The 19514-nt window shown below is 28.6% G+C and carries 28 protein-coding genes; all 28 read right to left on the bottom strand.

What is annotated here, in order from left to right:
- Positions 1-6: 6 nt before the first annotated feature.
- The 28 genes from EJL03_RS09205 to EJL03_RS09085 all read right to left on the bottom strand — a co-directional run bounded on the left by EJL03_RS09205 (position 7) and on the right by EJL03_RS09085 (position 19508).
- Positions 7-303, bottom strand: coding sequence for a hypothetical protein (locus tag EJL03_RS09205; protein ID WP_125153685.1), 297 nt, complete (start codon positions 301-303; stop codon positions 7-9).
- Complete coding sequence (locus tag EJL03_RS09200) at positions 303-653, bottom strand: ComEA family DNA-binding protein (protein WP_125153684.1); 351 nt, start codon at positions 651-653, stop codon at positions 303-305. Before EJL03_RS09200 ends, EJL03_RS09205 begins: the two co-directional genes overlap by 1 nt.
- Before the next feature lie 63 nt (positions 654-716).
- On the bottom strand, positions 717-854 hold the full coding sequence (locus EJL03_RS16085) for a hypothetical protein (protein ID WP_164509057.1): 138 nt from the start codon (positions 852-854) through the stop codon (positions 717-719).
- A 1-nt stretch (position 855) separates the two neighbouring features.
- Complete coding sequence (locus EJL03_RS09195; RefSeq protein WP_125153683.1) at positions 856-1206, bottom strand: hypothetical protein; 351 nt, start codon at positions 1204-1206, stop codon at positions 856-858.
- A gap of 11 nt (positions 1207-1217) precedes the next feature.
- Positions 1218-4871 (bottom strand): hypothetical protein, encoded by a 3654-nt coding sequence (locus EJL03_RS09190; RefSeq protein ID WP_125153682.1) that lies wholly within the window; start codon positions 4869-4871, stop codon positions 1218-1220.
- A gap of 11 nt (positions 4872-4882) precedes the next feature.
- Entirely contained in the window at positions 4883-5050 is a 168-nt protein-coding gene (locus EJL03_RS16080; protein WP_164509056.1) for a hypothetical protein, read from the bottom strand.
- Positions 5047-5346: a hypothetical protein gene (locus tag EJL03_RS09185; protein WP_125153681.1), complete on the bottom strand. Its 300-nt coding sequence runs from the start codon at positions 5344-5346 to the stop codon at positions 5047-5049. Before EJL03_RS09185 ends, EJL03_RS16080 begins: the two co-directional genes overlap by 4 nt.
- A gap of 15 nt (positions 5347-5361) precedes the next feature.
- A complete protein-coding gene (locus tag EJL03_RS09180) occupies positions 5362-5877 on the bottom strand; it encodes a DUF2612 domain-containing protein (RefSeq protein ID WP_125153680.1) in 516 nt (171 codons plus the stop codon).
- Positions 5867-7036, bottom strand: coding sequence for a baseplate J/gp47 family protein (locus tag EJL03_RS09175; protein WP_125153679.1), 1170 nt, complete (start codon positions 7034-7036; stop codon positions 5867-5869). Before EJL03_RS09175 ends, EJL03_RS09180 begins: the two co-directional genes overlap by 11 nt.
- On the bottom strand, positions 7029-7397 hold the full coding sequence (locus EJL03_RS09170; RefSeq protein ID WP_125153678.1) for a contractile injection system sheath initiator: 369 nt from the start codon (positions 7395-7397) through the stop codon (positions 7029-7031). The genes EJL03_RS09175 and EJL03_RS09170 overlap by 8 nt, the downstream gene beginning before the upstream one ends.
- A 10-nt stretch (positions 7398-7407) precedes the next feature.
- Positions 7408-7965 carry a Gp138 family membrane-puncturing spike protein gene (locus EJL03_RS09165; protein WP_125153677.1) on the bottom strand — a complete coding sequence of 186 codons (558 nt, stop codon included), beginning with the start codon at positions 7963-7965 and terminating at the stop codon, positions 7408-7410.
- Positions 7962-8744, bottom strand: coding sequence for a phage protein (locus EJL03_RS09160; protein WP_125153676.1), 783 nt, complete (start codon positions 8742-8744; stop codon positions 7962-7964). Before EJL03_RS09160 ends, EJL03_RS09165 begins: the two co-directional genes overlap by 4 nt.
- On the bottom strand, positions 8737-9081 hold the full coding sequence (locus tag EJL03_RS09155; protein ID WP_125153675.1) for a phage baseplate plug family protein: 345 nt from the start codon (positions 9079-9081) through the stop codon (positions 8737-8739). Before EJL03_RS09155 ends, EJL03_RS09160 begins: the two co-directional genes overlap by 8 nt.
- Positions 9082-9095: 14 nt before the next feature.
- The gene (locus EJL03_RS09150) at positions 9096-9689 is read right to left on the bottom strand and encodes a phage baseplate protein (RefSeq protein WP_125153674.1); all 594 of its coding nucleotides are present in this window, start codon (positions 9687-9689) and stop codon (positions 9096-9098) included.
- A gap of 48 nt (positions 9690-9737) precedes the next feature.
- Positions 9738-12188, bottom strand: a complete 2451-nt coding sequence (locus EJL03_RS09145) for a phage tail tape measure protein (protein ID WP_125153673.1) — start codon at positions 12186-12188, stop codon at positions 9738-9740.
- A gap of 68 nt (positions 12189-12256) precedes the next feature.
- The gene (locus EJL03_RS09140; RefSeq protein ID WP_125153672.1) at positions 12257-13102 is read right to left on the bottom strand and encodes a BRO-N domain-containing protein; all 846 of its coding nucleotides are present in this window, start codon (positions 13100-13102) and stop codon (positions 12257-12259) included.
- Between the two features lie 101 nt (positions 13103-13203).
- Positions 13204-13377: a helix-turn-helix transcriptional regulator gene (locus tag EJL03_RS09135; RefSeq protein ID WP_125153671.1), complete on the bottom strand. Its 174-nt coding sequence runs from the start codon at positions 13375-13377 to the stop codon at positions 13204-13206.
- Positions 13378-13881: 504 nt separating this feature from the next.
- Positions 13882-14571: a hypothetical protein gene (locus EJL03_RS09130; RefSeq protein ID WP_125153670.1), complete on the bottom strand. Its 690-nt coding sequence runs from the start codon at positions 14569-14571 to the stop codon at positions 13882-13884.
- 200 nt (positions 14572-14771) lie between these two features.
- Positions 14772-15122, bottom strand: coding sequence for a hypothetical protein (locus EJL03_RS09125; RefSeq protein ID WP_125153669.1), 351 nt, complete (start codon positions 15120-15122; stop codon positions 14772-14774).
- Between the two features lie 24 nt (positions 15123-15146).
- Positions 15147-15563 carry a phage structural protein gene (locus tag EJL03_RS09120; protein ID WP_125153668.1) on the bottom strand — a complete coding sequence of 139 codons (417 nt, stop codon included), beginning with the start codon at positions 15561-15563 and terminating at the stop codon, positions 15147-15149.
- 11 nt (positions 15564-15574) lie between these two features.
- Entirely contained in the window at positions 15575-16606 is a 1032-nt protein-coding gene (locus tag EJL03_RS09115; RefSeq protein WP_125153667.1) for a DUF3383 family protein, read from the bottom strand.
- Between the two features lie 15 nt (positions 16607-16621).
- Positions 16622-17155: a phage neck terminator protein gene (locus EJL03_RS09110; protein ID WP_125153666.1), complete on the bottom strand. Its 534-nt coding sequence runs from the start codon at positions 17153-17155 to the stop codon at positions 16622-16624.
- Entirely contained in the window at positions 17148-17492 is a 345-nt protein-coding gene (locus tag EJL03_RS09105) for a hypothetical protein (RefSeq protein ID WP_125153665.1), read from the bottom strand. Before EJL03_RS09105 ends, EJL03_RS09110 begins: the two co-directional genes overlap by 8 nt.
- Before the next feature lie 18 nt (positions 17493-17510).
- Positions 17511-18023 (bottom strand): hypothetical protein, encoded by a 513-nt coding sequence (locus EJL03_RS09100; protein WP_125153664.1) that lies wholly within the window; start codon positions 18021-18023, stop codon positions 17511-17513.
- On the bottom strand, positions 18020-18622 hold the full coding sequence (locus EJL03_RS09095) for a head-tail connector protein (protein WP_125153663.1): 603 nt from the start codon (positions 18620-18622) through the stop codon (positions 18020-18022). The genes EJL03_RS09100 and EJL03_RS09095 overlap by 4 nt, the downstream gene beginning before the upstream one ends.
- A gap of 90 nt (positions 18623-18712) precedes the next feature.
- Positions 18713-18901, bottom strand: a complete 189-nt coding sequence (locus tag EJL03_RS09090) for a hypothetical protein (protein ID WP_125153662.1) — start codon at positions 18899-18901, stop codon at positions 18713-18715.
- A gap of 108 nt (positions 18902-19009) precedes the next feature.
- The gene (locus EJL03_RS16615) at positions 19010-19141 is read right to left on the bottom strand and encodes a hypothetical protein (RefSeq protein WP_279222070.1); all 132 of its coding nucleotides are present in this window, start codon (positions 19139-19141) and stop codon (positions 19010-19012) included.
- Complete coding sequence (locus EJL03_RS09085) at positions 19134-19508, bottom strand: hypothetical protein (protein WP_125153661.1); 375 nt, start codon at positions 19506-19508, stop codon at positions 19134-19136. Before EJL03_RS09085 ends, EJL03_RS16615 begins: the two co-directional genes overlap by 8 nt.
- Positions 19509-19514 lie beyond the last annotated feature (6 nt).

The raw sequence follows: 19514 nt of genomic DNA, 5'->3' as shown, positions 1-19514 counted from the left end.
ATTATCTTACCCCCTATGCTTAATATTTACTTCAACATTACTAAGCCTTGTGTCTACGCTTGTTAGCCTTTCCTCAACTTTTTCTAATGTGTCTGTTATTCTTCCCATGTTATCGTCTTGCTTTTCTATATGTTGCATTAATTTACATTCTCTATCATCACATTTTTTTATTACTTCATTCACGAAGTGCTTATGGTCTTCGTGAATATTTTTATTGGATTTTATCCATTCCCAAATTAAAAACGACATTATTATCAATATACCTGTTGGGAGTCCAACTTTAGCTAAAACTTCGTAAGGCATTATTTAACCACCGCCTTTCCTTTTATATTTTCTAATGTGTTTTTCCCAATGCCTTCAACGTTTAATAGTTCATCAATATTTTTAAAATTTCCATTTTTATTTCTGTACTTAATTATTTCCTTAGCTTTTATATCTCCGATATTGGGTAAACTCGATAATACTTTTTCAGAAGCGGTGTTTAAATTTATTTTTTCTTCTTCTCCTTGTGAATTAATGTTAACAGTCTGTGTTTGTGTTGTTGTTGGGTTTTTATTATAAAAAATTCCTATGAAAACGCCTAATAATAATGACATAATTATAATTGTTACAAATAATAGACGTTCTTTTTTTGCGGCATTATCAATTTTCATTTTCCACCTCCGACTACCTTTATTATATTATAACAAAATTATAGTTTAACAAGAAAAGGGGCGTTATGCCCCTTGTTTGTATTCCTTATTAGTTATATTTTTAAACTGTCTTTCTGATATTACTTTATATTTACATGCCTGTTCTAAATCCTCAATTTTAAGATATCCTTCTTTAAAAAACAGATTATAAAATTCAAACATATTATTCTCCTTTCATTTTTATATTTATTGAATTAATTTCTCTTGCTAAGCATTCTATAAGTAAATCTTTCTTTTTATTATCTATAATAACACTGTTTAAAACTTTAGAAACAATTTCTTCTTGTGTTAATTCATCTTGAATATCTTCTATAGCTACTTTTCCATATCTACCATATGTTTTTTCTATAATATCTAGCCAGTAATTAAATTCTTTATCATTCGTTTTGTACTCTTTAGCAACTATATCATAAACAGCTTCTTTTTCTTCTCTTATTTCTCCTGTATAATCATCTTTAATTTTTTTATTTTCCCAATCTATTATATCTTTAGAAAAGTATTTTATTATTTTCATTTTTACCTCCTTTATGGTATTTGATTTATTACTATATTTCTACTTCTGTTTATATACCAATAAACAAAATCTCCATTTTCGGCATATTCTATAGTGATAGAATATGATTTTGCTATTAAATCCGTTAAATTAGTTAAGTTTTTATTCCTTAAATCTTTTACAAGCAAATAACAAGTTCCCGCACCAAAACTATTAGAAAAACAATAATTACCCAAACTATTATAATCACAACTATTACCAAGGCTATTATAATCACAACTATTACCAAAACTATTGAAATCACAATTATTACCAAAGCTATTTTTACTACAACTATTACCAAAACTATTATAATCACAACTATTACCAAAACTATTATAACCACAACTATTACCAAAACTATTAGAATAACAACCTTTACCAAAACTATTATCAACGCAAGCATTACCAAAGCTATTAGAAAAACAACTATTACTAAAACTGTTCCCATAACAACCATTACCAAAGCTATTTTTATCACAATCATTGCCAAAGCTATTTTTATAACAACCATTACCAAAACTATTATTATCGCAATTATTTAACATAATATTATTGTAACACGCTTCTCCGAATACATTATTCCAACTGTCTTGACCTATTGACATACTGCTACAATTAAATCCAAATTCTATATTCTTAGAACCATTATCTATAGTTATATTGTTTAGAAAATTATTTTTATTTTTAATTTCTATATTTATACAATCTCCTCCGAACGTTTTAGTATCTACTAAATTGCCTGTTTTAAAATAAATATTCCCAAATAATTTTATTTTGTCATCATATAGTATAGCTCTATTTAAATCTACGATTTTTTGAAATACACTGCTATCTGTCGCACTTGATGGCGTTGTTGTATCTGAAATAACATAATATATAGCATTATTAGCTTTGTATAATTTATTTAAATCAGCTGTACCACTAGTCCAAACTGAATAAGCAGTTACGTTATAATTATCATTGTCTTTTATATAATAGTTGTCTGCATCTAACGTCCATCTTGCCCATGTAATAGTTCTAAAATCATTCGGTGTGTCTAAACTATTTATTGTATCGAGTCGCCTAACGATAAATCCGTTTCTACTAGTTGTATTATCTTCACAGACATTATTATTAAAATCATACCAAATTGTGTCGTTTGGATATCTTAGACTATATACTATAGGCTCAAATGTATTCGGGGAACTCGCAGTTAATATTAGTTCTTCTATATTCATTTCCTTTAATGTATTTGTAGTTGGTTGTATATATTTAGTTCTATAATCTGTTAGTAGATATTTACTTCCAGATATTAATAAATTATTATCTTTTAAGTTCTTAAACTCTGAATATGTACCTGTTATATAGTTATCTCTAATAACATTAGAAAGATTATTTACATCTGTTTCTATTGTAGCCAATCTGCTAACAATATTTTTAGGATATTGAACATCTAATGTTGTCGGTATGTCTGTATCTACATATACAGACCCATCCTTGAAGCTATTTAAACTTAGCACTTGATTAGTATTTTCTGTTGTATATTCTGCTAGTTCGTAGTAAACTGTGATTGGATTTACTTGTAGCCATTTTTTCAGACCTTCTAAGTCTGGTGTTTCTAATTTGTCTTTGTTGACTCTCAGCCAAATGTTATTTAAGGCATTTCCTACCATAACACCTTCTACGTCTGTCTGGTACAACTTTGCCACTCCATCCAGCTTATCAGAGATACAATTTACAATTGCTTCATTACTATTTTTTATATTACCATTACGATAGCATACTCTTACAGTGTTGGTATATGTTTTGAAGTCTCTATATACCAAACTACCATCTAACACAATTTTACCAATTCGTCTAGTGATAACCCCCTTATTATCCATGCTATCATGAACACCGTTAGCTAATCTTTTTAAACTATTATCTCCCTCTATGCCTCGTATATTACAATATGATTCTTTATACGGTTCGTAAGCTGTTGCTGTTGTACCATATTCTAGTTGTACATCTGACAAATTCTGTTCATCACCTGTGCTATAAAATCCTATATAGCTTTCTCCACTTAAAGTATTTGTAAAATTTACTTTATCTACAACCCTTACAACCTTTTTATCTATAGAATATAAAACTATCCAAATTACATTTCCAAAAATTCTTAAATCTGTATTCTCTTTAATTTTTATTAATTCAGAAGTACAATATCCAGGCATATCATTTATTTTAAAATCTCCACCTATAATATTAGACAATCTTCCTTTAGCTACTTTATTACAATTAAATAAGTTCTTTCCCACACTCTTAACATAACATTTATCTACATTTTTTAATCCTTCGAAATAACTTATATTATAGTTTGTGTAATCTCCTTCTAATAAATTTATATTCTTTATGGTAGCACTATCTGTGTCAAGATTTCCTTCGTGTAGTGACAATGCAATTGATTTAACTTCCTTATTTATTAATAGCTTATCTATTAGCATTCCTGTATTTTTTCCTTTGTTATCTCCAAAAGTTAAAAAATCAAACGTATCGTCTGCATATTTTATTGTACCCAATATACCATACTCGCCACTAGATGTGTTTGTAATAGCTTCTAAGTTTAAAGTATATGTTTTTCCAACATCTAAACTTATATTAAAAGTTGCAAAATTAGATTTCGTTATTGTATGCCCTTGAGTTCCTGTATATCCCAATAAATTTTTAATCGTATTTCCTTTTACTTCTAATATATTCGAAATTCCGCCACTTATATTTTCTAATGTATTGAATCCTGTCGATATATTTGTTTTAACTAATTGTGTTATATCTAACTCATTGTTTAATTTATTAGTTGTTTCTGTTATGTTTTTCTTGTTATCTGCAACTTGTGTGGAGGTTGGTTGCAATTGAAAATTAACCCCATCATATATTATTTTTATTATATTGTTAAGCTTTATTTCTCCTCCAACTAGATTGCTTCCATTAAATTTTATTAATTTTGCACCTAAATTATTTATAGTTATTGTGCTATTGCCAGTATTATTAAAGTTTGGTAATAAATTAATTTGCAAACCCGCATATAGTGAAGTTATTCCACTTAAATTTATAGTGTAATTATTATTACTACCACTAGTTGTTCCAAAAAATACTATTTTATTTTTTAGTGTGTTTAAATCTTTTTCTATAGTATTTACTTTAATTATTAATTCTTCTAAGTCTGTTATAACTGTAGATAAGTCGGCTGCGGGATTAGATATAATAAAATCTGTACCATCAAATACAAGTAGTTCATATTTATTTTTAATAATATCATCTTTTTGCAAATCTATTTTATTACCATCTAAATTAATTTTTTTAATGTTTTTACTACCTAAATCCGATATGTTTATAGTGCAAGCCCCTGTATTTGTTGTATTAGATTTTAATATTATTCTTAACCCTATAAAATAATCCGTTAAATTATTGATACTAGTTATAAATTCATTTGCAGTTGTTCCAGTGTCAACAACATGAAACACAACTTCTTCTGATGTAGCGTTTAAATTGTTTGCACTTAGTAAAGTACCTTCTTGCGTTATAGTTCCGGGTTCTGATTGTATTTCGTATAATCCGCTTCCTAAATCCGTTAGCCTATATCTGTTAGGAAATTGATAAATCGGGTCTTGAAAAATTACTCTTGTAGCCATCTACACACCTCCTAGTTTGGCAAAGATTCTATTCTAGATTTAATGTTATTATATTCCTCATCTGTTATAACTAATGTGATTTCATTTCTTTTTTTAATTTCTTCCAACATGTCTAGTAATGTATTTTTATCTGTTTTGCCTTCATTTATTAATTCGTCAAACATATCCCTTAAACTCATTTAATTCCCCCCTTTATTTTTTGTAGTTCTTTTTTTAGATAAGTATTTTCCTTCAGCACAGCATACAGCAGTCGCATTAAGTCTGTTCCTGTTGTGACTACATTTTTATTAAAAGACATGGTGTCAAACTGTCCTAAACTTCCATCTTCGTTATAAATTCTATATTGACTTACATCCTTACCTATTGGTTGTAATCTATTAACTTCCTCATTTCCAACATAAAAAATAATAGATGTTTTTGTTTTAATAATCTTTTCTGCCCAAAATTCTTTATCTTTAAATACAAGTTTTTTCAATTTTTTACCTCCTATCTAAATAATTGTTGGTCGTTTATTTAATTGTAATGTACCTAACATCTGACCAACTACTGGTACATATGTTTGTATTTGTGTATCTATACTTACACCCGCTGCTGTAGCTTTTTTTAAATAAGCAACTGGATTGTCTATAGAAGGATATGAATATCTAAGGGTAATATTTGTATTATTACCTTCTATAATCCCTATATAAAAACTACCCATTAACGATTTCATGTAATTGTTTATAGTTTCTATGTCACCTGTGCTTCTATTTGCTATAATTTTCGTTTTAAGTGCACTTCTATAATCTTTATCATTTCTTCCTAATCTTTTTTCTCCTATAATATCTCCTATAATATCTAATCCGTACAGAGTCGAACTATCTAAATTTCTACTATTAAGTATATTAGTAAAAATATCTATAAGTTCATTATACATTTTTGCTAGAACACCAAAGTATTTGTTTATATTTTTTCCGTTTTGGATATAATACGGTAGAAGATTAATCATCCTATCTTTAGTTTCCATCTGTAATCACCACCTTAGAATTGTCCGTTATTGCAGTTTCTTCATTTTCTATAATAATATTATTATTTTGATATGTTGTTCCATCTAAACTTAATTGTATTTGTATATCTTCTACGCCTTGTATTCCAAGCTGTGCTATTAAGTTTATAATTTTATAAACTATAACATCTTCGCTTATACTAAGTGAATTTATATATTTTATTATTGTATCTTTAATTAATTCGTCTGCTTCAATTGGATAGTTTTCTGTTTTTGTTATTGTAACTTTTATCCATACATTTTTATTAACAGGTCTAGAAAAACTAATAATATGTGATATTCCTTGTGTATCTACAATATTTATACTTATTGTTCCATATGTTCCTATTCCTACTGGTTTTTTAGCAAAAATAGCATTGGCAACTTCTGTATTATCTCCACCCTGTACCAAAACATATATAGAGTGTCCAGGTATATTATTAATAGTTTCACTTGTATCATTTTCTTTTACTGTTGCACTTCTAACACCTGTAACAGTTAAAATATTATTTCTTATAGCGTTAGCGGTAGAACCCTGGCCAGATGTTGTAGTTTGTTCATACCTATCCCTAAAATTAGTATCTGTTTCTATATTTTGTCCCTTTGTAGTTTCTGTTACATTCGTAACGGAACTAATTCCTATAGTTGGATTTATTATTTCTACTATAGTACCCCCTGGTACATTACCTTCTTCACCTGCTTCTTGTGCTTCTATATTTACTGTTACATTTCCCTCGCTCGAAATTGTTACATTTTGGGTTGTTTGAAATACTATTCCGCTTTCTGTTGATATTAAAAATCCTTGCTGAATATTTGTTCCAGGAGAACCAGTAAATATAACACTACCTATTGCCTTTGTTGCTTGTTTACGAGATATTCCAATAAATTTACCTGTGTTGGAAAGTGGAACACCTTCCGCAAATTTAGGACTTGTTGCATAAAATATATATTCAGCTACTTCCCAAAGTTCAGATATCATATAAATATATGGTACAGTTATTTGGTAAAGTGGGTCTTGCTCGCTAAAATCTATTTCGTTACCAAAATTATTCTGGCTTTTTAGTTCACTTTCATATTGTTCTAATAACACATTGTATGTTTTTCTATTAAATCCATACTCTACAATACCGTACTCAGACAATCTCAATCCCTCCTAAATCGGTTATAGTTTCTTCTTCCTTATATTTTAATTTTAAATTTATTATTTTATTTCTATTTGCTTTATTATTATTTATGTCTATTATTTCAACTTTTTCTACATTTTCATCCTGCATCAAAGCTTCCATTATTGCAATTCTGTTTCTAGACTTACTTATATTTTTTTCTTTTATCTCCAATATTTCACTTCTCTCCAGACCTATTGTAGTATTATAAAATAGTTCTCCTTTAGAAGTTAATAATATACCTTTTGTTTTTTGTATCTTTTGTTGTGTATCTTCTACTAATTCTAAACGCTTAGACGTAATTACAATGTCTCCGTTTTCTATTTTAATACTTTTCATATTTCCCCTCCTATTCTGCATAAACTTTACTAGATGTACTATATGTATTCCCATTTTCAATTAAAACTTTTTTATTTGCATTTTCTCCTAGCTTTATATTATTCGCATTTAATACTATTTCACCGTTGTTTTTTATTTTTACATAGCTTTCCGTCCCGTTTTTTTGTATGGTTAAGTCTTCTGTTGCATTAAAAGAATTATTTAAAAAATTAATACTTAGCGGTAATACTATAGCATCCTCTAATGCGTGTACTCTGTCTGTGTTAGACTTCTTTGTTTTACCATCTATAAGCAGATTATCTATGTCGTAGTCGCTTACTATTAAGACAACGACATCATTGATATTCGGCCTAACTTTTATAGAGTACCCTCCAATACTAAAAAAACCTATAGGAATATTTATAAGTGGTTGATATGGTATGTTCTGAGTTGGTACATTGTGTAGAAGTTCTATTGTCGCAGTATTATGTAATGATTGATATTCTATTATTTTTCCTATCAAAACACAATTTAAGTTATTTCCTAGATTAGACATAGCATTTTGAAATACAGATACAATATTGTTCACAACACCCTCACCTCCACACTTGTTGTAAAGTTACTATTGTGTTCTCCTTGTACAACTAAGACTAATCCATTCAAGACACTACTTTCTACACGTAATAGCGTGTATGGATTAACGGAATGATTTAATAACATTTCTATTTTATGTGTAGAAATTCCATCTGCTTTATCTAGTTTTTCTATAGATATTAGTCCTGTATCTTTGTTTAGTAAAAATCCTTCGTCTATCCATGTATCCTTTGTCGTTATAATAATTGCTGAATTTCTTATTATTAATCTACTTTTACATTGCCTAACAATTGTATTAATAACATCTTTTAGCTTTCCATTTGCATTATATCCTCTTTGATATATTATTTTATCTTGTAATTTTAATAAGTTTGGTCTTATTCCAACACTTTCTAACAAATCCCTTATTATAAATTCCGCAGAAACTCCACCTTTATATACCTTGTTTATTTTTTTGTTTAAATACTGTGTTGTAACATTTAACGCTTTAATCGTAGTCTTTTTATCTACTCCATCCCTTGTGGTTTCTATTTTTGCAACAACTCCATTTAAAATTGTTCCTCTGTCTATGTCATATCCAGCATTGACAGTTATGTTCATGCCAACTTTTATATAGTTAATGCTATCTCTAGAAAGATTATATATAGTTATTTCCGACTCATCTGGAATTTGGTCTGTATCAAACTTCACATTGAAATCTATATCTAAAGGGTCATTGTCCCATATCCTATTTCCTATAATTACCTTTACGCTTCTAAAAAACATATCACTCATCTATTTCACTTCTTTCAAAATAATACAATTCTATGTCGCTTCCTAAATTTTCAAATGTTATTCTTGTAATGCTGTCGTTCACAGCTATAGGTATTAATAGTTCATTTGGAAACTTATAATTCAAATTATGTTCTTTATCCTCATAGGCGTCTCTAAACAATATTTCGTTTAATACCATTTTTTCACCTTGTATTAACATTTCCCCATTTAACATTAAATCTATTGTAAAAAAATCATATATATAGTTATAATTTACACTAATTGTATAAATTTTTTGACTAAGTTCAACTTCAAACGAATACGGTATTAAATTTGTGTCTATTTCTATAGTTCCCATACGTTGCTCCTTTCTTAATATTTAGTTAGCACTTTGTCTAATGCAGATTGCTTCTGTTTCTTTTTTTTTGGTTGTCTTCCCTTAGTAGTTTTGCTTTTTACTTTTGTTTTAGCTTTAGTTTGTGTTTTAACTTTAGCTTTGGCTGATTTTTTAGCATCTTTTTCCGCTTGTTTTTGGTCTTCTAATTGTTTTTTTATTTTTTCTATATCTGGAACATTTAATTTAGACGTATTTATTGCAAGGCTAACTTTTCTAACAACCTTTATTTGTTTTAAATTTATATCGAAGAACGTACCGTTTGCTAATTCTTTGTTATGATTACTATTAAAACTTTCTATTATTACATTGCTAAAGTTTTGTATTCCTGTGTATGTTAAAACAGTTCTTAATTTACAATATACTTTTAATAAAGTAAGTGTTTCCTCTGGATATGAGTCTTTACCAGTTATAATTCCACTAATTCTGATTGTTGTTAAATTAGACTTCGCATTATCTGAAATGTTTGTTCCGTCTTCTACTGCTCTTTCCGTAATATCATTAGAATAATTATATTCTTCTTCTTCTACTACTGTAAGAAATACTTTTCCTAGTTTGCATAGATTAGGCATATAAACACCTCCTACAAATATTATACTAAAAATATATAGAACCCTCTGTTAAGAGGATTCTATATCTACATATCCAAGCTGTATATTTGCCATTTCAAATATATCTTCTATTTCTTTTCTTACTGAATTTTTTATTATTTGTGCTGTCTCTCTAGCGTTTCCTGTACCAGTAATATTAAAATTAAATTTATTTACAATAGTTGAACTCGGACTTGAATTAAGTATTCTACTTGTAGTATTACTCGGAATAACTTCGCTACCGCTTGGTACATTCATTAATTCTGGACCATTTTCACCAACAAGTGAAAGTCCACCAGGAGCATTTAATGTACCTCGTGCGAATTTTTCTAAATGTCCTATTTCTGGTATTGTGAATAATTCTAATTGCTTTCCGCCCAACCAATCTGGCATTTTAATATTAGCTAAATCATTTATTCCTCTAATGAAGAAATTAATTCCATCTATCATAGAATTAATAACCCCTCTTGCGATGCCTTTAATGCCATCCCAAATTCCACCGAACATTTTTTTAACACCTTCCCAAGCCTTACCCCAATCATTTGTAAAAACCCCTGTTATAAATTCAATTAGACCATCTAGAAACTCTATTATTCCACCTATTACTTCCCCTATTAATTCAAATGTGTTTCCGAATGTATCTCCTATCCATGTTGCCACATTTTTTATTGCTGGCCATACAACTGTTAAAAATATTGCTGCGAGTGGTTTTATCACATCTTCGTTGAAGTCTTGTATTAATATTCCTAAGTTTTCAATTATACTCATAACGTTTGGAGAAATATCATTTACAAACTCCATAATTGAACTCCATATTTTTTCTAACCACTGCCACAAGTCTGAAATTTTTATAGACAAAAAGTCTATAGCAGGTGTAATATTTTCTCTAAACTCTTCTGCTAATTCTGCTATTGCATCTGTCATTTCATTTACTTTTTTTCTAAATGGTTCTGATGTTTCGTAAAAATATATAAACCCACCTACTAAGAGGGCAATTGCTGCTATTGCCAGAAACACTGGATTAGAAAATAAAGACATTGTTCCGGTTAAACTTGCCATAGATTTTTTAATTGACTTTATTGTGTCTAATATTTTATATGTAACCAACGCAGTTCCTATTCCTGCAATTGCTGCTATAATTCCGTCTTTATGCTCTTCTATAAAAATAATTATTTTCATAATTATCTTTGAAACATATTGAATTTCATTTCCTATTTTAGGAAGTTTTGACGCTAACCATCTTAAAAAATCTTGTATTCCTTGACTTGCACCTTCTGTATCAAATAAGGATATTTGCATTTCTTCAAATGCAGAATTTAACTCCTTCATGGCTCCTTTTACTGTTTTACTTTGTGTATCTGCAAATTCTTGTGCTGTTCCATCTGCGTTATTAATTGCATCAAATAATTTTTTATATTCTGTAGTGTTGCCATCTAATACTTTTGTATTTCCTTCTAATAAACTATTTAAAGCCTGTATGTTTTCTTTTCCTGCTATTTGAGACTTGATTGCTTCCCTCTGAATTGGGTTAAACTTATTTAACGTTTTGTTTAAACTTGTAACTATACTGTTAAAGTTTTTAATTTTACCAGTTGACTTGTCTGCTACACCACTAAAACCATATCCTTGTAAATCCTTTAAAATTTCCGCATTCTGTGGAGACAATAAGTTTAATATAACATTTCTTAATGCAACTCCTGCTTCCGAACCTTTTTTACCTCTATTTGCAAGTATACCTAATTGTGTATTCATTTCCTCTAACGAAAATCCTGCACCTTTTGCTGTACCGGCTACTTGCAAAATTGCTTCTGCTTGTTGCTGAACACTAGTATTAGATTTTTGAGCTGTTTTTGCTATTTCGTCATTAAATTTATTAATATTTTCAACTCCTAATCCAAACGCCGCCAATCCATCCGTAGCCAAGTCTGTTGCTCGTGCTAAATCCATGTTACCTGCTATTGCTAAGTTTAAAACTCCCGGAAGTGCTTTAATTGACGTTTTAGTATCATACCCTGCTAAGGCTAGATAATTTAATGCATCAGCTGATTCTTTTGCACTAAATATGGTTGTTGCACCTGCACTTCTTGCTGCATTTTTCAAAGATTCAAAATCTTGTTTTGATATATTGCCCATTGTAGCGTGTACTCCCGCCATGCTCTGCTCAAAGTCCGTAAATGTTTTTAGGGCGTTTTTCCCAAAATCAACAATTTTTTTTGTAACATATGCTCCAGCTATAGCTTTTCCTAAGCTTTTAACACTACCTTCACTTGTCTTTGCACTTGTTCCAATACTATCTGTATTTTTTGCTGTGTCTTTTGCTTTCTTAGCAGCATTTTTAAATCCACTTCCCATATTTTCAGCACTTTGTGCTGCTTTTTTTAAGCCTTTATCGATATCGTTTTCGTATTTTGTTGCATCTTTTAAACTTTTTATGTCCGTATCAAATTCTATTTTATAAGTTAAATTTCTTAAATCATCCAAAACTATCACCACCTTACACCTTTTATTTTTATGTTAGCACAAATAAAAAAACAGGATTTAACCCTGTTTTATATACTACAATCTATATTTTTAAGTTGTATTTTATATCTTTTATTACCATATATAATACTTTTACCAGTTTGTTTTTCATAAGGATGGTTATTTTTTCTTAACCATTCCGAAATTGAATTAATTATTTTTCTCTTATATTTAATCGTATTTCCTTGCCAACCTCCTCGTTGTTCCCACAATACTTTTTTATCTGAATTAGATATGTTTATCTGTTTAATTATCCATGATACAGCTTGTGCAGCTGGTTTACCTTGCCAACTATATATACCACAATATTTAGCTATTTCTGTTACTGTAAGATAAGTATCGTCTGATTCAATCTCAAAAGGCATTTCTATTCCTGCCTTTTTATAAAATGCTTTTGCTGTTAATGCTATACTTTCCGGACTAACCGAAGCTTTTTCCAACAAAGGCAATACTAAATTTAAGGCTTCTGTTATTTCCTGTGTACTTTCAATTTTGCTTCTTAATATCTTGTGGTTATATTTATCCGAAATATATGCTCCTTCTGTTCTTAAAACTGGTAACACATCTATAGCCAGCCAATCTTGAAATTTTTCAGCTACTTCATTATTAGCTTTAAACGCTAATTTATAAACTGCTGACTCTGGAATAAAATCACCTTTTTTAATTTCTGGTATGTCTTTATTTTCGGCAGTTGTGCCGAAAGGTTTTAAATATTGATTTATTCTTCTCCACATAACATATTCTTTGCTATTTTTTGTTTCAGTAATACCCAAACATTTAGCAATCTTTTTAGCATCAAAAATCCATTCTTCATTATCTAATTTTACGGCCACTTCAAAAATATCGTTATTAAATAACCTAACCATTTTTTCCATTATATACCTCCTATTGTTTTTTTATAGGAGTGATGATATAATCATATTGCGAGTATAATTATTACATAACTCCCTATAGGGTAACCTTTGGGGGTTTTGTTTTATTCTTTTTTATTATTCATTATCCATTTGATTACTTCATCTTTTAGAAATAAAACCTTACCTTTATTTTCTGATAAGTTATAGCTTGGTAAACCTTCTTTTCTTAATCTATCTATTGTCTTTTCACTACATTTAAGCAATTCAGCTATTTCTTTTTTTGTTAAAAATTCCATAGTTAAAACCTCCCTGGATTACCCCACAATAGGAATTGTACATTACTTTATTGTATTTGTCAATATATTAATGGACTTTATTGGACACTTATATGTTAACATAATACATATCAATATTCAACATATAAAATCGACACTGAGAAAGACACTGACAAAGACACTGAATAATCTAGAAAAATCAGAAGCTTTAACATTACATTAGACACTGAAGCAAACACTGAAAAAGACACATCTTAAAAAGAATATATAAAAAGAATATATAAAAAGAATATATAGTAATGTTTTTTACTCTATCAAAAATAAAATTCAACTGTTAATTTACTAAAAGTTAATTACAAATTAACTTTATGCGATTACACCATTTTAAATAGCATTTATTTGATGTACATTGCACGTTTTATTATGCATAGGTGCAATTATATTAATTGAAATTAACACCCTTTAAAACTAATAATAACACTATTTAATGACATAACTAAAAAAACTAAGGTTTAAACCCTAGTTTTATTTAGGAATTATAACAGATATTACTGCCAAAAATATTATTAAAGTGGTTATTATAATTCTGGTGTTTCTATCATATCTATCTCTTTTCCATAAAATATATAACCCGACAGGAAACATAAAAACAATAAGCAACCACATAAACCAATCTTTTTCAATTAAATTACATTTATCTTTTTTTATATTATTTTCATCACTGTTGATTTTACTGTCGTATTTACTATCACATATATCATAATCTCCCCTTTTAGCTTTTAAAATTATTCCAACTAGCATAGATGGATTAATATATTCGGTTTCAAACAATATTTTGTTTTCTATTCCAGATTGATTGTATGTTATAATTAAATAATTATTTCTAGTTACTCTTTTCTTTTTAGCAGCAAAGGCGTATATTCCCATAAAGGCCATTCTTGTTAAAGTAACATCTTTTTGTATATCTTTTTCATTTTTATATTCAACGTTTACTAAATCATTTAAGAAAATTTTAAATGATTTCATTTGATACCCGAAAATTAATTTTTGATTTACAAAACATAAATATTTATTGTTTATTATTAAATCACCACAAACAACGTTATTACTGATTACATCTGGATGTCCACCCCAATATTTAACTTTAGTTTGTGTTATTTTATTTTCTTTTTCTAAATTTAACATAAAATTTTTCCTAATTTTTTTTTCACCCATTTTACCGAACATCCCCCATTTGCAATTTTATTTAATTATAACATATTTAAACATTATAATTAAGATGAGTATAAAAAAGAAGGTAGATAATCTACCTTCTTTTAAGCCTATCATCGTTATGTTTTTCTATTATATCTACCGCTTCTAACATTGTATAATACTCATCCCTACTCATTTTTTTTATTTCTGTCAGAGTCAAATTAGGAATCACTATGCTCCAAATTCTTATGTTTTGTTTGGCTTTCTGTTTGTAGTAATGCGTATTGCTTGGGTTTTTGGCAAAATTTTTGAAACTCAGAAAATAGCTTTGCAATTATTTCAAAAGGATTTTCAGCTTCTAATATTTGTTCTTTTAGATTTTTAGGACTTACAACCAATTCTTCTATTCCTCTTTCTGCAACTGTTCCCATTTTATAATTACCAGTTTTTATGTCTATTGCACTAGAGAATATATCACCTGCTACAAAAGGTGACACCTCTTGTAAAATTACATCTATGTATTTTTCTTTACCATCTTTAATTAATTTTAATTTAAAATTTGCATTTACCATATTATTACCTCCGATTTAAATTTTTTATTCGTCTGCTATTTCTAAGTTTGGAACAGCAATTGTCCATTCTCTTTCGCTTATTTCTGCCCCTCTAATCATGTCTGCCGGTTTCATTATTACACATCTATTTCCACCAGTCTTTGCCCTACTGCTGTCGTTTCCATCTACCATTTGAACAGAGAACTCCTCGTCGCTTTTGGCTAATAAAGATAACACTTTGTTAGAAGGGCTATCATGTTTTAATGTAAACACTATAGTTCCACTGTTGTCATTTGTTTTTGCAAAAGAAGTATCCCCTTTTGCCCCAGAATGTGCTATGTATTTATCTGTATTACGAGCAGTTGTTATTTGAGAGCCATTCGAAAATCCTCTTACATAATGCGTTCCCGCACTATAACTTATTATTAAATTTACTAAATTAAAATCATATGTTGTAGTCATTTACACACCTCCTATAATTCAAGCACTACTGAGCCATTAATTATAGTGCTTTCAATTGCTCCCGCTTCTACATATTTGAATGTTATGCCCGTTAATTTTCTTTGACTTCTATCAATTAAAGATATATCTTTAAGAGTTTTAAAATCTACTGTAAATGCAGGAGTGTTATCCTCGTTTTCTCCTATTATTTCATTATTATATGCATCTTGTAATGCAACGATAACAGATGTAACAACCTGTTGTATTCCCGAATTTGTATATGGAATTTTTTGACTTGTTATAAACAATTTTGCTATTTCTTGTTTAATTCTATATTCTACCCAGTCCATACTTTCCATATGGTCTATATATTTACCGTTAGACATAACACCTGCCCCTAAGTAGCTATCTCCAATGTCTATAACTTCATATCCTTTTATATATGGGTTCATGTTTTTAGATAATATTGTAGATAGTTCCTCTGGTGTTAAAGAGTCTGGTGTTATAGATTGTAACGGTGTATGTTTATAGTTAAAAGAACCCGGAACTCTTGTAGATGCATATCCAGCCATTGCAGCATCTAATCTTTCTTCTTGTTCTTTATATCCTAATATAGTTCTTTTTTTAGCTGTAAAATCTGTTGAAAAACCCGTTTCATCAAACTGTGTATAAAACTGTTTTGAGTTTGTGTCACACCAAGTTGATACTGCCGAAATAATTGTTTCTGTACTATCCTCTAATAAAAGTCTGTACCAGTTGTTGTGTTCTGTTATTAATGTATTAAGAGCAGTAATTAAGTCAGAACTTTTATTCTGTGAAGCGGTTAGGTCTTTTCCAAAAACATAAATTTTGCTAGGACGTTCCTTTTGACTTGCGAAAGTATTTATAATTTTATACATTTCACTATCCGTTGGAAAATCTTGTTGTACCGTACTTAAATTATCTGATATATTATATTCTTTATATTGCAAGTCTTTTGTTGTGCTTATAACTAGTGTTTTCCCAAATCCCTCCTGGCTAGTAACTTGAGTTTGGTCTGTCATGTTTACAACAATATCTGACATTCTTATTTTCCTCCTTTAGATTATTATTGTGTTATCTGAATTTTTGTCTACTAAACTTATTTTTTCAATTTGCTCTACTTGCATTTCTGTAATGTCTAATACTCTTATACGCATATCTACTCCATATTGATACACGTAGTCTGTTTCCATTACAAAAGTTCTATCTGTAAAACCTGTTATCGCTATAATTATTATATCATTTTCCGTTAAACCCCATTTTGTGTTTGTTTTTAAAGAACTAACAGTACTATCTAAAAAGGTTAAACACTCTTCTCTATTATTTGAATAAAAATTAAGAGAAATCGTCATTTGCGGTTCTTCTATTCTTTGTAATTTAACAGAGTTTTCCATAGGGTGTTCTATTATTGTACCTTTTATATCGTCTTTGTCTTGAATATATGCTGTTATAATGTTTGTTACACAGTATGGGTATGTGGGTAAGTTAGCTATATTGTTTGATTTAATAAACTTATAGCTAGGATTTATTTCTCTTAGATTAACATTAAGGATGCTATTAATTTTATTCCAAATACCAACTATATTAACCATTTATTTTACCTTCTTTTTTCATGTAATATCTTTTAAAATAAGTGTCTATTATATTATAATCTCTGTACGCATATATAGTATATACTTCTGATGTTTCCACATCTAATATTTTTGTATTTTCTTTAAGTAATACATCCGTATATAATTTAACATACTTACTACTATAAACACCACCGGGTAAAAACGTAATATCTTTTTCATTCAAAGGCAACAATGCACCTTCAAGCATCTTTGTAGTCTTACTTCCTGGTACATAATCTCCATTATCTAAATATGTTCCTTCTGTCAAAATATCATATGAAAATTTTTTTTTGTAAGAGTTCAATATCATATCCAATTTTATTGTTCTCCTTTATTATTCTATTTTAAAAGTTATACTTTCTCTTAAATGACCTGTATTTATAAGAGGATTAGTTTTGGGAGACTTCTGTTGTAGTGTAAAGGGATGATTTTTAGGAATAGTTACATTTGTTAATGTTTCTTGTGTTATACCTACTAAATATGTACCAACTCTATTGAAAAATGTATTAATGTCTATTTTAAATGAAAACAGTTCTTCTAATCCGTTTTTCACTATTTTTTCTATTTCTCCTCTTTTTTCGTCGTATGTTTTTCGTATAAAACTACGTTCTGGAATGTGAATGTTTGTGGTGCTGTCTTTTAAATGTAAACCCTTATAATGAAACCAAGCACGCATTTTAGGAGTAACATTTATGTCTAATCCATACTCATTTACCTTTGCTATTAATAATATTTTTGAATCATCAGAGCCAAAAATACCAATTTTTATATTTTTGTTTTTTAGTTCTTTTATAATTGTATTTAGTTTTTTAACATTATCAGTTTTATATGTTTTTTTAATTTTCATATACTTGTTCCCCTATATTTGTTTATTATTTTAATTTGTTCTTTATCTAGCGTTACACTGTCTTTCCATTCTTTTTTAACATCACTTATACTATATGATTTTAACGATTCTTTATTTCCTTCCGAATTTGCAATTGTATATTTATCCCCTATAAATTCTAATGCCATAAACTTTAAGTCATATGGTACTTCTGTATACCCTGCGTTATATTGTATTTTAATATGCCTTCGTGGGAAATTAATGTTTCTTGACATAAGATTACTTCCACCTGTTTTCCACCATGCTAAATCCCTATATAATATTCCGCTTTTTTTATTAATATCATATTCATCTTCACTCAAAGTCTTATAAACAACTCCATTGTTTACATATTCTATTTTATCTATAAAATTAATAGGAAAATTTTTTAATACCAAGGTATTACTATTAGTGCCTTCGTATTTTTCTAAATAATCTTGTTGAAAAATATCTCTACCTATTAAACTTATAATTGTATTACTAACACCTTTTATATATATATTAAGTATTGTGTCCTTACTTGTATCATCTTTACTAATTCCTAGCCATTCTTTTAGTTCTTCTAATGTAACTAAGTCCATTATTGACACCTCCCAACTAAATTTTATCACAAAAAAAACAAGAGGTATTTTACCTCTTGACAATGTGTGCTATACAATATATTTTATTTTTTATTGTCTTTCATTTAATATTTTTTTTATATCTTCCTCCTTCCAATTTTTTAACATATAAATATATGCTACTTCTAACAATATATTAGAAGTAGTATTTAGTTCCGCAGCAGTAACATTTACTCTCTTTCTTAAAGAGGGACAAAAAGTAGTATTCCAGTATTTCCTTTGAAGCTTACTTTTTTTCAAACATTTCACCTCCTGTGATAAGTATAACACTTATAGTGAGCATTGTCAATTTACAATTAACTAATAATTAATTACAGATTAACAAAGCGGTCATAAAGACCGCTTCTTTTATTTTTTACTTTTTTTAGTTTTATTTTTAATTTCTTCTGGCTCTATTATTTTTGTTTCTTTAGCAACTTCTTTTTTACAAATGCAATTTTTTAAATCTTTACAACATATACTACAAAATATTTTATACATTAAACTCATCCCCATATTGTGCATCAGCTAGCAATATTTGTGCAGAATAAGTTGGAGCGGTTCCCTCTGTAACTGCTGCAATCCTTATATATTGCTTTGCACCAGTTAAGTCTATTAATAAATTAGTAGAAGTATCAGTTGCAGTCAATTTGGTAGTTTCAACTCCAAAATCAACCATATCTGAGCCATCTGATTTACTTCCATGCTGTATTTTAACTTTTACAGTGTTTGAACTTGTAGCGTTTCCAGCGGATAATAACAAAATACCACTTAAATAATTTTTTCTATTAATCACTATCGCTGAATTATCACTAGGCTTTGTAGCTGGTACTAATTTCATATCACCATTTATAATTGTTTTTTTCATTTTTTA

The sequence above is a fragment of the Clostridium rectalis genome (assembly GCF_900626095.1).
Taxonomy (GTDB): Bacteria; Bacillota; Clostridia; order Clostridiales; family Clostridiaceae; genus Clostridium_AS; species Clostridium_AS rectalis.
Note: the sequence above shows the minus strand (reverse complement) of the source record. Positions and strands in the feature narration are given on the sequence as shown.

Bases quoted from the DNA above. Each gene is read 5' to 3' on its own strand.
- EJL03_RS09155 (WP_125153675.1), bottom strand. From the start codon at position 9,081: ATGGGAACTATAGAAATAGACACAAATTTAATACCGTATTCGTTTGAA.
- EJL03_RS09135 (WP_125153671.1), bottom strand. From the start codon at position 13,377: ATGGAATTTTTAACAAAAAAAGAAATAGCTGAATTGCTTAAATGTAGT.
- EJL03_RS09205 (WP_125153685.1), bottom strand. From the start codon at position 303: ATGCCTTACGAAGTTTTAGCTAAAGTTGGACTCCCAACAGGTATATTG.
- EJL03_RS16080 (WP_164509056.1), bottom strand. From the start codon at position 5,050: ATGAGTTTAAGGGATATGTTTGACGAATTAATAAATGAAGGCAAAACA.
- EJL03_RS09120 (WP_125153668.1), bottom strand. From the start codon at position 15,563: ATGACTACAACATATGATTTTAATTTAGTAAATTTAATAATAAGTTAT.
- EJL03_RS09095 (WP_125153663.1), bottom strand. From the start codon at position 18,622: ATGGACTTAGTTACATTAGAAGAACTAAAAGAATGGCTAGGAATTAGT.
- EJL03_RS09115 (WP_125153667.1), bottom strand. From the start codon at position 16,606: ATGTCAGATATTGTTGTAAACATGACAGACCAAACTCAAGTTACTAGC.
- EJL03_RS09160 (WP_125153676.1), bottom strand. From the start codon at position 8,744: ATGAGTGATATGTTTTTTAGAAGCGTAAAGGTAATTATAGGAAATAGG.
- EJL03_RS09110 (WP_125153666.1), bottom strand. From the start codon at position 17,155: ATGGTTAATATAGTTGGTATTTGGAATAAAATTAATAGCATCCTTAAT.
- EJL03_RS09100 (WP_125153664.1), bottom strand. From the start codon at position 18,023: ATGAAAATTAAAAAAACATATAAAACTGATAATGTTAAAAAACTAAAT.
- EJL03_RS09085 (WP_125153661.1), bottom strand. From the start codon at position 19,508: ATGAAAAAAACAATTATAAATGGTGATATGAAATTAGTACCAGCTACA.
- EJL03_RS16615 (WP_279222070.1), bottom strand. From the start codon at position 19,141: ATGTATAAAATATTTTGTAGTATATGTTGTAAAGATTTAAAAAATTGC.
- EJL03_RS09190 (WP_125153682.1), bottom strand. From the start codon at position 4,871: ATGGCTACAAGAGTAATTTTTCAAGACCCGATTTATCAATTTCCTAAC.
- EJL03_RS09200 (WP_125153684.1), bottom strand. From the start codon at position 653: ATGAAAATTGATAATGCCGCAAAAAAAGAACGTCTATTATTTGTAACA.
- EJL03_RS16085 (WP_164509057.1), bottom strand. From the start codon at position 854: ATGTTTGAATTTTATAATCTGTTTTTTAAAGAAGGATATCTTAAAATT.
- EJL03_RS09125 (WP_125153669.1), bottom strand. From the start codon at position 15,122: ATGGTAAATGCAAATTTTAAATTAAAATTAATTAAAGATGGTAAAGAA.
- EJL03_RS09140 (WP_125153672.1), bottom strand. From the start codon at position 13,102: ATGGAAAAAATGGTTAGGTTATTTAATAACGATATTTTTGAAGTGGCC.
- EJL03_RS09150 (WP_125153674.1), bottom strand. From the start codon at position 9,689: ATGCCTAATCTATGCAAACTAGGAAAAGTATTTCTTACAGTAGTAGAA.
- EJL03_RS09180 (WP_125153680.1), bottom strand. From the start codon at position 5,877: ATGGAAACTAAAGATAGGATGATTAATCTTCTACCGTATTATATCCAA.
- EJL03_RS09130 (WP_125153670.1), bottom strand. From the start codon at position 14,571: ATGGGTGAAAAAAAAATTAGGAAAAATTTTATGTTAAATTTAGAAAAA.
- EJL03_RS09195 (WP_125153683.1), bottom strand. From the start codon at position 1,206: ATGAAAATAATAAAATACTTTTCTAAAGATATAATAGATTGGGAAAAT.
- EJL03_RS09170 (WP_125153678.1), bottom strand. From the start codon at position 7,397: ATGAAAAGTATTAAAATAGAAAACGGAGACATTGTAATTACGTCTAAG.